Annotated in this window: 8 protein-coding genes; 3 read left to right on the forward strand and 5 right to left on the reverse strand. The window is 61.9% G+C overall.

Features of this window, described 5'->3' with window-relative positions:
- Positions 1-19: 19 nt before the first annotated feature.
- The 3 genes from glgA (at position 20) to PGW49_RS01765 (ending at position 6,154) form a co-directional block, all read left to right on the forward strand.
- Complete coding sequence (gene glgA / locus PGW49_RS01755) at positions 20-2,314, forward strand: glycogen synthase GlgA (RefSeq protein ID WP_270225248.1); 2,295 nt, start codon at positions 20-22, stop codon at positions 2,312-2,314.
- A gap of 218 nt (positions 2,315-2,532) precedes the next feature.
- Positions 2,533-5,829 (forward strand): 4-alpha-glucanotransferase, encoded by a 3,297-nt coding sequence (locus PGW49_RS01760; RefSeq protein ID WP_270225250.1) that lies wholly within the window; start codon positions 2,533-2,535, stop codon positions 5,827-5,829.
- Positions 5,830-5,917: 88 nt separating this feature from the next.
- Complete coding sequence (locus PGW49_RS01765; RefSeq protein WP_195192825.1) at positions 5,918-6,154, forward strand: FmdB family zinc ribbon protein; 237 nt, start codon at positions 5,918-5,920, stop codon at positions 6,152-6,154.
- Positions 6,155-6,295: 141 nt separating this feature from the next.
- On the opposite strand, the gene PGW49_RS01770 is transcribed toward PGW49_RS01765, so the two are convergent.
- The 5 genes from PGW49_RS01770 to gltX form a co-directional block, all read right to left on the reverse strand.
- Positions 6,296-7,696, reverse strand: coding sequence for an RsmB/NOP family class I SAM-dependent RNA methyltransferase (locus tag PGW49_RS01770; RefSeq protein ID WP_270225252.1), 1,401 nt, complete (start codon positions 7,694-7,696; stop codon positions 6,296-6,298).
- Positions 7,693-8,613 (reverse strand): methionyl-tRNA formyltransferase, encoded by a 921-nt coding sequence (gene fmt, locus PGW49_RS01775; protein WP_270225254.1) that lies wholly within the window; start codon positions 8,611-8,613, stop codon positions 7,693-7,695. Before fmt ends, PGW49_RS01770 begins: the two co-directional genes overlap by 4 nt.
- Positions 8,614-8,938: 325 nt before the next feature.
- A complete protein-coding gene (gene def / locus PGW49_RS01780; RefSeq protein ID WP_118384748.1) occupies positions 8,939-9,475 on the reverse strand; it encodes a peptide deformylase in 537 nt (178 codons plus the stop codon).
- 18 nt (positions 9,476-9,493) lie between these two features.
- Positions 9,494-11,947 (reverse strand): replication restart helicase PriA, encoded by a 2,454-nt coding sequence (priA, locus tag PGW49_RS01785; protein WP_270225256.1) that lies wholly within the window; start codon positions 11,945-11,947, stop codon positions 9,494-9,496.
- A gap of 89 nt (positions 11,948-12,036) precedes the next feature.
- Positions 12,037-13,512 carry a glutamate--tRNA ligase gene (gltX, locus tag PGW49_RS01790; protein ID WP_270225257.1) on the reverse strand — a complete coding sequence of 492 codons (1,476 nt, stop codon included), beginning with the start codon at positions 13,510-13,512 and terminating at the stop codon, positions 12,037-12,039.
- Positions 13,513-13,694 lie beyond the last annotated feature (182 nt).

Genomic DNA, 13,694 nt, shown 5'->3' on the forward strand with positions numbered 1-13,694 from the left:
TTACAACATGGGAGACAATATGGCTGATTCCAGCAAAAAGATGCAGATCGTGTTTGCCTCGGCCGAGTGCGCGCCGTTTGTGAAGACCGGTGGCCTGGGCGACGTAGCGGGCTCGCTGCCTGCGGCGCTTGTGCGCGCCGGCGCCGAAGTCATCGTGATGGTGCCCAAGTACGCCACCATCAAGGACGAGTACAAGGCGCAGATGGAGCACTTCTCCGACTTTTACGTGAGCCTGGGCTGGCGCAATGAGTACTGCGGACTCGAGAAGCTCGAGCACGACGGCGTCACCTATATGTTCATCGACAACGAGCGCTACTTTGCGCGCGACTATCCGTACGGCTTCTTTGACGACGGCGAGCGTTTTGCGTTCTTCTCCAAGGCCATCACCGAGAGCCTGCAGCACCTGCCGGCCGGCTTTGAGTGCGACATCCTGCACTGCAACGACTGGCAGACCGCACTGGCGCCCGTGTTTTTGCGCGAGTTCTACCAGGGTCTGCCGCTGTATGACCGCGTCAAGACCGTGTTCTCGATCCACAACGTGGCGTTCCAGGGCCAGTTTAGCGACACCGTGATGGAGGACATCCTGGGTGTGGCGCATATTCCGGCGGCCGCCTCGCAGCTGCGTTGCGACGCCTGCAGCATTAACTACATGCTGGGCGCCCTGCGCTATGCCGACGCCATCACTACGGTGAGCCCTACCTATGCCAACGAGATCCAGACGCCCGAATTTGGAGAGGGCCTGGACGGCGTGCTGCGCGAGCGTTCGTACGCGCTGCAGGGCATTTTGAATGGCATCGACGTTGCGGGCTTTGACCCGGCGACCGACAAGCGCATTGCCGCCAACTACACCGTGGAGGACCGTTCCGGCAAGGCCGTGTGCAAGGCCAAGCTGCAGGAGGAGCTGGGCCTCGAGGTTCGCGACGACCGCCCGCTCATGGTGATGGTCACGCGCCTGACGCGCCAAAAGGGCATGGACCTGGTCATGTACGCGCTCGACCGCATCCTGTCCGGCGGCGTGCAGGTGGCGGTGCTGGGCACCGGCGACCGCGACTACGAGGACGGCCTGCGCTACTTCCAAGACAAGTACCCCGGCACCATGGCCGCACGCATCGAGTTCGATCCGGCGCTGTCACAGCGCATGTATGCTGCCGCCGACATGTTCCTAATGCCTTCGAAGTTTGAGCCCTGCGGCCTTTCGCAGATCATCGCCATGCGCTACGGCACCCTGCCCATCGTGCGCGAGACCGGTGGCTTGAAGGACACCGTGCAGCCGTACAACGAGTTTACCGGCGAGGGCACGGGCTTCTCGTTTACCAACTTTAACGGCGACGAGATGGGCGATGCGGTATTCCGCGCGGCGCGTCTGTTCTGGGATAACCGCGACGCCTGGAACCAGCTGGTCACGCAGGCCATGAGCCAGGACTTTAGCTGGACGCGTTCGGCCGACAAGTATCTGGACCTGTACTTCTTTATGCATCCGGAGATTGAGAGGCCGGTGGCCGTTGTCGACGAGCCTGAGGCTGCAGCTGAGCCGGTGGCCGCTGAGGAGCCCAAGGCCGAGGAGAAGCCGGTTGAGGCTAAGCCCGCAAAGGCCGAGCCTGAGGTGAAGGCTGAGGTTGCTCCTGAGGCAGAGGCCGAGGCCAAGCCCGCTGCAAAGCCCGCAGCTAAGAAGACCACGACCCGCAAGACGACCGCTAAGAAGGTTACGACGACCAAGGTTGCCACGACAAAAACAACGGCCGCCAAGGCAACGACCACGCGCAAGCGCACCACCGCAGCTGCCAAGAAGGCCGTCGAGGCCGAGGCTGCTCCCGAGGTAATGGCTGAGGTCGCTGAGACCAAGCCGGCCGCTAAGGCTCCGGCCAAGACCACTGCCAAGAAGTCGACGGCGTCCAAGACCACGACCGCCAAGAAGGTAACGGCAGCCAAGAAGACCACGGCTACGAAGTCGACGACCACGAAGACCGCCACGACGAAGACCGCCACGACCAAGGCAGCCGCAAAGCCGGCCGCCAAAGTCGAGGAGACGCCCGCCGAGTCCAAGGCCGAGGTAACCGTCGAGGCCAAGCCAACCGCCAAGACCACTACACGCAAGCGCACCACGACGACGGCCAAAAAGACCACGACCAAAGCTGCCGCTCCCAAGGCAGAGGCTAAGCCCGCTGCTGTCAAAGTTGAGCCCAAGACCGAGGTAAAGGCCAAGCCCGAGCCCGCCAAGGAGGCCCCGGTCTCCCCCGCCGCTCAGGCCGAGGAAAAGGCTCCGACCAAGAAGACCTCCGTCCGCAAGGCAACGGCCACCCGCAAGCGCCGCTAGCCCGCAGGCGATCCAAAACCTCATCAAACCCTAAGTAAGGGGCGCTCCAACCGGGCGCCCCTTCTCTGTAGGTAGTTGGTAAAACGATTTTCTAGGACAACCGTTCGCCGATGGTAAACGGATGTTGTTTATACAGCCTGTGTACAACAGATATACTTACATCCTGTGCGTAAAGCCCATGGCCAGCATGCCATGATTCTATTGAACTGGACCGTACTATGAGATTGATACACAACAGCCGTCTGCCGCAGTTTCGCACTCCGTTTGGCGCTGTGACCACAGGAACTACCCTTTCGCTCTCCGTGATTCTGGAGGATGCCGATCCCGCGCAGGCAACGCTTACGCTGCGCACCTGGGTCGATGAGATCGGTGAGTCTCGGTATCCCATGACGCACGAGGGCGACGGCATATTCACCGTAGAGCTTGAGTGCACCGAGCCCTGTCTTATCTGGTACAGCTTCATCTGCAATATCGAGGGCCAGCCCGAGGTTCGCCTGGGCGCACCACAGGGCCGCACCGGCGGCGAAGGCGTAACCTACGACTACGCCGAGGTTCCATCCTTCCAGATTACCGTCTACAAGCACCGCGAAGTTCGACCCGAGTGGTACGAGCGCGGTATGGTCTACCAGATCTTCCCCGATCGCTATGCCCGCGACGAGCACTGGCGCGAGCGCACGCTGGCCGAGGTCGAAAAACCGCGCAACGGAATCCAGCGCCGGATGGTCGAGGACTGGAACGAGCCGCCCGAATACGAGCGCGCCGAGGACGGCTCCATCAAGACCTGGGACTTCTACGGCGGTTCGCTCAAGGGCATCCAAGAAGACCTCCCTCGCATCGCCGAGCTGGGCTTTACGGCCATCTACCTCAACCCCATCTTTGAAGCCGCGAGCAACCACCGCTACGACACGGCCGATTACACCAAGATCGACCCGATCCTGGGCACCGAGCAGGACTTTACCGAGCTGTGCCAGGCGGCCGAAAAGCTGGGCATTTCCATCATCCTGGACGGTGTGTTCAACCACACGGGCGACGATTCGATCTACTTCAACCGCTACGGCAACTACCCCGGCGTGGGCGCTTGGCAGAGCGAGGATTCGCCGTGGCGCGATGCGTTTTATTTCCACGAGGACGGCTCGTACGACTGCTGGTGGGGCGTGGGCAATATGCCCGCCATCAATGAGAGCTCCGAACTGGTACGCGAGCGGCTCCTGGGCAAGGACGGCGTCATTCGTAAATGGCTACGTGCCGGCGCTCATGGCTGGCGCCTAGACGTGGCCGACGAGCTTTCGGACGATTTCCTGGCCGAGATCAAAAAGGCCGTGCTCGCCGAGAAGCCCGACGCGCTGCTGCTCGGCGAAGTCTGGGAAGACGCCTCCAACAAGATCAGCTACGGTCATCTGCGTCGCTATCTGCAAGGCTCCGAGCTCGACTCGGCCATGGATTACCCCTTCCGAGACATGGTCATTGGCTTTTTGATGGGATACAAAAACGCCTACCAAGCTGCCGAGGATATCGAGACCCTGCGCGAGAACTATCCGCGTGAGGCCCTGTCTTGCGCGCTCAACCTGCTGTCGAGCCACGACCGTCCGCGCATCATCTCGGTGCTCGGCGGCGGCCCCGACGAGTCGCAGCTGCCCGAGTGCGAGCGGAGCAAATGGCGTCTGGACGAGAACGCGATGGGCTTGGCCAAGAGCCGTTTTTGGCTCGCGACGCTCATGCAGATGACGTTCCCGGGCGTTCCTTCAATCTATTACGGTGACGAGTACGGCTTGGAGGGTCTCACCGATCCGGGTAATCGTCGCACCATGCCGACCAAGGAAGACCTGCACGACTTCGATACGTTCGCGATCGTCAAGAACGCATCTGCTGTGCGCCGCGCGCTGCCGTTTATGATCGACGGTGAAATCAAAGCCTTCGCGCTCAATGACGAGGTGCTGGCCTACAACCGTACCGGTAAAGACGGTGAGTCCGCGACCGTCATCATCAACCGCAGCCTGCGCAATTCACACCGCGTGACGATTCCGGCGCTCGGCGAATGCGCGAGCGATGTGATTAGCGGTCACGAGTGCGAGATTCACAACGGCACGGTCACGCTCGACCTGTATCCGCTGGGTTCGTCGATCATCTACCACCACGCCGAGCAGCGTCTACAGGAGCCGCTCGACCACGGCGCGGGCGTCGTGTGCCACATCACCTCGGTGCCGACCGACGACGGCAAGCCCGGCACGATCGGCGCGCCCACGCGTCGCTTTATCGACCACCTGGCCGCCATGGGCATGCGCTACTGGCAGGTCCTGCCCGTCAACCCGACGGACTTCTTCCGCTCCCCCTACGCTGGCCCTTCGGCCTTTGCGGGCAATATCGACCTGCTGCCCGAAAGCCACGAGAAACTGGCCGCCGACTTTGAGACCTGGAAGGCTTGCGGCGGCGAGGATGCCGATCCGCTCTACACCGCGTTTAAACATCGCAATGCCGATTGGCTCGAGAAGTACTGCGTCTATATGGCCGTCAAGAAGTACTTTGAGGGCGAGTCGCGCCACGATTGGCCGACCGATGTTGCACGCTACAACGAGCATCTGATCGATGACAAGCGCTTCTGTGACGAGGCCGAGCTGCATGCATATATGCAGTACCGCTTTGACCTGGCCTGGTGCGAGCTTATGAACTATGCGCACAAGAAGGGCATCGAGGTTATCGGCGACATCCCGATGTATGTCTCGGACGATTCGGCCGACGCGTGGAGCGAGCCCGAGAACTTCTGGCTGTCCGATACCGGCAAGGCGATTGAGATTTCCGGCGCGCCGCCCGACAACTTTGCGCCCGAGGGCCAGGTGTGGGGCAACCCGACGTTCCGCTGGGACCATATGAGGGAGACTGGCTACCGCTGGTGGATGGATCGCCTGCGCCGTGCGTTCTCACTGTACGACCGTGTACGCCTGGACCACTTCCTGGGCTTCCACAGCTACTTCAGCATTCCCGCGGGCAAGGCCTGTGCCGACGGGCGTTGGCTGGCAGGCCCGGGCAAAGACCTGTTCCAGACCGCCTACGACGAGCTGGGCCCGCTCAACTTTATTGCCGAGGACCTGGGCTACCTGACGCCCGGCGTTCGCGCCATGGCTTCGACCTGCGGCTTCCCCGGCATGGACGTGCTGGAGTTTAGCGATTACGACGTCCGCAACGGGATTACCCCCACGCCCGGCAAGATCCTGTATACCTCGACGCACGACACCTCGACGCTCGCCGGTTGGTGCACGCGCTCCTTTACGGGCGGCGATGAGCCGAGCGGTAAGGAATTTGCGGGCAAGCTGATGGGCGACGCGCTGGCAAGCGACGCTCCCCTAGTGATGATGCCGCTACAGGATATCCTGGGGCTTGGCGACGACGCGCGCATGAACGTTCCGGGCGTGGCCACGGGCAACTGGACCTGGCAGGCTGACGAGGCGGACATTGCAGCCGCTGAGGACAAAACCGCACAGCTCCTGCGCAACAACCATAGATTCTGGGGCGAAGCGTGATAAAACCCCCGATATAGGGTACAGTTACAGACGTTTGAATTTTTGCGGGCAGAGTAATCTGCCCGCTTTGTGCTGAAAAGGAAGTATTATGGCGCGCTACGATTACAAGTGCTCGAGCTGCGGCAACGTGTTTGAGGTTGAGCATCCCATGTCCGAGACTCCCGAGGTCGTGTGCCCGAGCTGCGGTGCCCCGGCGGCCAAGACGTTCTCGGCCAGCGGCATTAAATTTGAGGGTAGCGGTTTCTACAACACCGACCAGCGAAGCGGCGGCTCCAGCACCAACGCCACGAGCGGCTGCTGCGCCAACTGCCCGCATAACCACTAGAAACAACACGGCCCCGCGATCAACATCGATCGCGGGGCCGTTTCTTTAGCTACCCAGGTTTCCTTATGAGTTGCGGTGAAATAAGGACTGTTTGGCGGCTAGAAGCCTATATTCAATCCCTAATTCACCGCAACTTAGTAGCTACTTGTGGACCAGGCGGGCGCAGAAGTGGCCGTCGTAGGAGTCGGCGTTTACAGGCACGCTTTGGAAGAGGCCTCGATCGTTCTGGCGTACGGATACGAGCTTCTTAGCCTGATCGAACTCGGGGAGTTGCAGAATCTGTGCCTCGGAAAGCGGTGCCACGCTAAAGCCGGCACCCTCGGGAGAAGCAAGGAACGCGTCCACGACCTGCGTGTTCTCCTCGTCGAAGACCGAGCAGGTGGCATAGATGAGCTCTCCGCCGGCAGCCATGCGCGCGGCTGCTTCCTTGAGCATCGTCAGCTGCAGCTTGGGCAGCTCAGTCGTAACGTCATTCTCGGTCAGGCGCCATGGAATCTCGGGGTGGCGACGCATGGTGCCGGTGCCAGAGCACGGCGCATCGATAAACACCGTGTCGAACAGGGCAGGCTCGCCGAGCATGGCATCAAACGACGTGAGCACCTCATTGAGCTCGCAGGCATCGCCCGACACCGTACGAACGCCCGAGATGCCCGCCTTATGCAGGCGCGCGAGATTCTGATCGCACTTACGATCGTGCAGATCGAGCGCGGTATGCTGACGCTCGTACCCGGCGCGCTTGGCCTGGCACATCATCACATAGGTCTTGGTGCCGCGGCCCGCGCCAATCTCAAGGCAACGACCGGGACGGGTCGCGGAAGTCGCAATAAGCTGGGCGTTGAGGTCCGAGGCAACCGCGGCAGCACGCTCAAACACGCCCGATGCAACCGTGACCTGCGCATCGACCGGAGCATGGCAGCCCGGGAACACGGGTGCCACAAGCTGGGAGATAAACGGGTCGTCCTTGGTCGCAAACGCATTCTCGTGCAGTGCAAGCGGCGCAGGCGCCAGATTGCCTGCAAAGTTGAGCGCGCCCTCGGGCGTATCGAACGAAGCCATAATGCGAGCGCACAGCCAGCGAGGAAGACCCATCAGGCGCGACAGGCGGACCAAGCGTCGCTCAGACTCATCCACGTCGGATGCCGTGGCAAAGTCCTCAACGTTGTCCGCAACCTTGTGCAGCACCGCATTAGCCAGGCCCGCGGCAGACTTAGCACCGCTGCGCACCAGCTCAACACCCTGACTCACGGCAACGCGGCCCGGCGTATGCAGATAGAGCATCTCGAAGGCCGAGATGCGAAGCGCCATGCGCACGCGCGGCGCGACCTTTTTGGGCTTATCCAAAAACTGATTGAGCAACTCATCCAAAATGCCCTGCGTGGCGGCAACACCGAGCGCCAAACGCGCGGCAAAAGCGGAATCGCGCTGGTCAATGGCCTTGGCGGAAGCACGGGAAGACAACACGTCGCGTGCGTACATACCGCGGCGATCGGCCTCCATCAACACATCGAGCGCAAGCTTGCGCGCGGGAGACAACTTGCTCATGACAGTACACCCCACGCAAGATCGGCACCCTGCAGGCCGGCAGCCCAGGCAGAAGCAGCCATGGCACGCTTACCATCGGGCTTAACCTCAAGCAATTCAACCGCACCATCGGAAAGGCCAAGGAAAACACGCTTGTTCTTAACGGCAACGGCGCCCTCGCCAAGCGACTCATCAGCCGGCGCAGCATCGAGCACGCGCACGGTCTTGCCGGCAATCACGCAACGAGCAGGCGCGGTATCGGAAGATGCAAGCACATGGCGCACGCAATCAAGCGCCGCCATTTGCGGATCCAGACGCATCTCCAGCTTGGAAATCTTAGCAGCATGGGTAACGAGCGCCTCATCCTGCTCGGTCCACACGGCCGTGTCATCAGCAAGCGAAGGCAGTGTATCGGCCAGCAGCTTACCGCCCAGCTCGCCAAGCTCCATGGTCAGCGCCTCAGCATGCTTACCGGCAACCGACGTAGAAGCCTGAGCACAATAAGCACCAGTATCCACGCCATGTCCAATACGCATAATGGAAACGCCAGCAACCTCATCACCAGCGAGAATCGCACGCTGAATAGGAGCAGCCCCACGCCAACGAGGCAGCAAGGACGCATGAACATTCACGATACCGAGCGGCGCCATATGCAGCACCTCATCGGGCAAAATGCAGCCATAGGCAGCCACACAGAAAATGTCAGTCTGGGCAGCCTGAAGCGCCTCAACAACCTCAGGCGTCATACGATTAGCCTCAATAACCGGCAACCCCAGCTCAAGCGCCTTGGCCTTAACAGGAGAAGGCTCAAGCTTCTTACCGCGCCCACGAACAGCATCAGGACGAGTAACAACAAGCGCAATCTCGTTGCCAGCCGCAACAAGCGAAGTTAAAGAAGGCACAGCAAAATCGGGCGTACCCATAAACACAATACGCATAAAAGTTAGTCTCCTCTCAATAACGAGCCGAGACGGCTACAAAACAAAAGCGTTCCGGGTCGCAAACGCACCCAGTCGCAAGAACAATTCAACAAGAACAAATATACCCAAAACCAAAGAAAGAGCCGCAATAAAAGCAGCTCTTTCAGCAAAGCACCTATCAGCAAAGACGCCCTTCCCTGGCCCGACGGCACCCGGGCGAGACAAGCAGCGTCAACGTAGTCCCCGGGGTGCCCGCCTATATCGTCCCGCGCGCAGTTTCGCAGCGCAGCGAGAATGTTTGAGCACGGGATGATATAGGCGGGCACCCCGGGGACGGACAAACCTACTCCGTCTCGCCCGGTCGAGCGCCGCGGGCCAGGGCGTCCTGGTACTCCTTGACGGCCTTGAGCCTCTGCATGGGCTTAAGGCGCTCGAACATGGTATTGCCATGCAGATGATCGATCTCGTGCTGCAGGCACACACAGAACAGGTCGCCCGAGGCCTCATAGCGAATCAGGTTGGCATCCAAGTCGTACGCCTCGACGACGACATGGTCGGGACGCTCGATCTCGCAGCTAATGCCCGGGATGGAAAGGCAGCCCTCGCTAAAGGGCACCAGATGGTCACTCTGCTCAACAATGACAGGGTTGATGAGCACGTACGGGTCGTAGTCGTTCTTGTCGCTGTAGTCGCAGTCGATAGTGACGAGCTGAATGAGCTCGCCGATCTGCGGGGCAGCCAGGCCGCAACCGCCGTTCTCGAACATCATCTTCTTCATCTTCTCGGCAAGCGCCTCGATCGCCGGGGTGATCTCCTCGATGACGGCGCACTCCTGGCGCAGACGAGGGTCGGGCGACAGTACGATTCCGTTGGCTTCCATGGCCATCCTTTCGGGTTATTACATCAAATCATAGGCGTCGACGTCAACGCTCACGCTCACGCCGCGCACAGAGCCCACCTCTTTGAGGCAGGCGTCGATATCATCAGAGACATGGTACCCTACCGGCGACTTTACAAGCAGATGGAAGCGGTAACGGTCCTTGGCTCTCTCGATTACACACGAAGCAGGGCCCAGCACCTGCGGTACGGCACTCCCCGCTCGCAAAAAGTCGGGCGCGGCGGCATGCCAGCGGCGCTTAAGGAGCTTCGCGATGCGCCCGATGTAGTCCTGCGCATCGTCTCGATTCGCCGACCACACCAAAATGTTGGCCAAGCGAACAAACGGCGGGTACAGAGCGTCGCGGCGCTGGTCCAGGTCGTAGTCGGTAAAGATCGAGCGGTCGTGCTCAGCGACGGCGCGAATGACCGGGTCATCGGGCAGGTAGGTCTGGATGATGACCTCGCCGGGGCGATCACCACGACCGGCACGGCCGGCGACTTGCTCCAGCAGATCGTAGGCGCGCTCCCCTGCGCGGAAGTCCGGCAGCTTGAGGGCAAAATCGGCATTGACCACGCCCACGAGCGTGACCTCGGGAAAGTCGAGGCCCTTGGCGATCATCTGGGTGCCCAGCAGCACCGCACAATCGGCGGCATCGAACTGCTCGAGCAGCTTTTTGTGCGCATCCTTGCCGCGCGTGGAATCGGCATCCATGCGAATAATGGCGACGTCCTCGGGAAGCATCTGGTGCAGTGCGTCCTCGATCTGCTGAGTGCCCATACCCATTTTTGCCAGGTAGCGACTGCCACATTTGGGGCAACGGCTCGTGGGCGCGGGATACGGCTGCACGCGCCAGGACGAACCGCAGGTGTGACACTGCAGCGTGTGCGTGCGCTCGTGGTACGTGAGCGCGGTGGAGCAGTGGTTGCACGTGGGGACACATCCGCACTCGCGGCACATCAGGAAGGGCGCAAAGCCACGCCGGTTGTGCAGCAACACGGCCTTTTCGCGGCGCTCGACCACACGCTCCAGGCCTTCCATCAGAGGTTTAGAGAACATGGAGCGGCTACCGTGCGCGAACTCGCGGCGCAGGTCGGCAATGCGGACAGTCGGCAGCACGGCGTGTCCCGGGCGCTCGGGCATCTCGACGCGCGTCCAGGTGGCACCGTTATACGTGCCGCGGCGGCAGCGGTCGAGGGCCTCAGCAGAAGGCGTGGCCGAGCCCAACACGAGTGGGCAGCGATAGCGACGCGCCATCTCGGCCGCTACCTCGCGCGCGTGGTAGCGCGGGCTGGAGCCCTGCTTGTAGCTGGTCTCATGTTCCTCGTCAATGATGATAAGGCCCAAGTCGTCAAGCGGGCAAAAGAGCGCCGAGCGGGCGCCCACGACCACGCGCGCGGCACCGCTGGCGACCATATCCCACTGGTCCAGACGCTCGCCGGCCGAAAGGCGCGAATGGAACACGGCGACCGTCTCGCCAAAGCGCGAGCGGAAGCGGCCGACGGTTTGGGCCGTCAGCGAGATCTCGGGCACGAGCACGCAGGCCGAGCGACCGGCCGCGAGCACGCGCTCGATAGCTGAGAGGTAGACCTCGGTTTTGCCGGAGCCGGTGACGCCGTCGACAAGGACCACGTCTCCGTGGGCGTCAAGACGGGCGCGCTCAATCTGCGCGAGCGCCTGCTGCTGGCCGTTGGTAAGTGCGACCGGCGCCTTGCCGCTTGCCGAGGACAGCGTGGTCTGCTCGCTGCATCCACGCCAGGCGCGGCGCTCCTCCACAACCACGACGCCGCGTTTTTCGAGCGCCTTGATGGTCGCCGACATGCTGTTATAGAGAAGGTTGAGGTCGCGCGTCGTGACCGGGCCGCACTGGAGCGCCTCAATGAGCTGACGCTGACGAACTGCAGTCTTGGGCGGCGTATAGTCGAAACCCTCGGGCGTGAGCATGACCCAGCGGTTTTGGATTGGCTTGACGGCGGGACGTTCAACCGTCCACACGCCGTCGTCACCCTTGACCACGCGCGGGCTGCCGCCCGGAGGCAAGAACAGGCGCAGGCACTCGGAAAGCGTTGCGACGTACTCGCGGCTCATCCAGCGTGCGATACGGGCGGCTTCGGCGGTAAAGAGCGGCTTGCTGAGGATAGCCTCGATAGGCTTGATGCGCGCAGGATCGAGGGTGTTGTTGCCCTGCAGGTCGCCCAGCTCGGGCGCGATATCGACGATATAGCCTGCGGCAGCACGGTTACCAAAGTGGACCAGGACTGTGGATCCGATCTGCGCCTCGTCGGCAAGGGACCGAGGAATGCCGTAAGCAAACGGCTCGGACAGCGCGCGCGTCGGGATGTCGAGAACCACGCTCGTGTAGGCGGCGATGGGCTCAGGCGCAGGCTCGGACTTGGCCGAGGCAGCAGCGGATGCCGGTGCCGCCGGAGTCTCCTCCGGTTCCGGCGAACCAAACAGCGAAAGTTGCTCGGCCATGGCCCCAGCACCTCCTATCCCATACGTCTACAGAAACAAGAGCCCCGCTCTGAGTGAACGGGGCTCGGATGCATGCGTTTACGCAGCTGCTACAGCGCCATCGTGCGGGCGCGGTCGATGCGCGCCAGGCAGTCGTCGCGGCCGACGAGCGCCATGGTCTCGCCCAACGGAGGGCTCACCATGTTGCCGCAGACGGCGACGCGCACGGCTTGGAACACCACGCGCTTCTTGAGGTCCATCTGCTCGGGCAGCGGCTCAAGCGCAGCGTCAATATTGGCGGCGGTCCACTCGGTAACACCCTCGAGTGCGGCCTTGGCGGCGTCCAGAATGGCACCCATGCCCTCCTTGGCCAGTCCCTTGTTGACGGACTTCTCGTCATACTCAAGCGTCTCGGCCGTAGCGAAGATGGGAGCAGCGACGGTCACGGCGTCGGCCGGCATCTTGGTGCGCGGCTTGACGATGGCGGCAAGCGCGTCGATCCAATCCTCGCCGTACTCGACATTGCCCTCGATGAGACCCGCCTCGTGCAGCTCGGGGACCATGATCTCGTCGGCAAACTGAGCATCGGACATGCCGTTGATGTACTCGGCATTGACCCAGTCGAGCTTCTTGGGGTCGAAGGTAGCCGGGTTCTTGGAGATGCGGTCGAGCGAGAACTTGCTGGCAAGGACTTCGCGCGGGATGATCGTGGTCTCGCCGTCGAGCGACCAGCCGAGCAGCGCCAGATAGTTGACGAAGGCGTCGGACAGGTAACCGGCATCGCGGTACTCCTCCACCGAGGTGGCGCCGTGGCGCTTGGAGAGCTTCTTGCCGTCGGCGCCCAGGATCATGGAGATGTGAGCGAACGTGGGCACGGGAGCGCCGAGGGCCTCGTAGACCATGACCTGACGCGGGGTGTTGGACAGGTGGTCGTCGCCGCGGATGACATGGGTGATCTTCATCATGGCGTCGTCGACGACGGTCGCGAAGTTATACGTGGGCGTGCCATCGGAGCGGAAGATGACAAAGTCGTCGAGCTCCTTGGCGTCGAAGGTCACCTCGCCGTGGACGGCGTCGTGGATGACGACGTCGCCGCGGTCCTCGGGCACCTTAATACGCAGGACGTAGGACTCGCCGGCCTCGATGCGACGGCGGGCCTCCTCGGGATCAAGATCGCGGCAACGGCGCTGATAGCCCTGGAAGGGGTCCTTGCGCTCCTGCGCGGCCTTGCGGTCGGCGTCGAGCTGCTCCTTGGTGCAGAAGCAGGGATAGGCCTTGCCCTCGTCCCAAAGCTTCTGGGCGGCCTGCTTGTACAGGTCCAAGCGCTCAGTCTGGGCGTAGGGGCCAAAATCGCCGCCCACCTCGGGACCCTCGTCCCAGTCCAGGCCCAGCCAACGCATGGCGCGCAGGATGATCTGCGTGTTCTCGTCGGTGGAGCGGGTGGGGTCGGTGTCGTCGATGCGCAGGATGAACGTGCCGCCGTTAGCACGGGCGAAAGCCCAGTTATAGATAGCGGTGCGGGCGCCGCCGATGTGCAGCTTGCCCGTCGGTGAGGGTGCAAAGCGGACGCGAACGTCTGATGCCATGGAAATCTCCTCGATTGCAGGATGGATGTCTAACCGCACCAGTATAAAGCATCAAAGCAACCTCCGCACAAAGGGCACCGACCTACTCATTGGGGACAGACTTAAATGACCAGTCTTTGGGCAACCTGTCGGCACTTAGGTAAGGCTGGTCATTTAAGTCTGTCCCCAATGAGTAGGTGCGG

Source organism: Collinsella aerofaciens (assembly GCF_027679495.1).
In the GTDB taxonomy this organism is placed as follows: Bacteria; Actinomycetota; Coriobacteriia; order Coriobacteriales; family Coriobacteriaceae; genus Collinsella; species Collinsella aerofaciens_AK.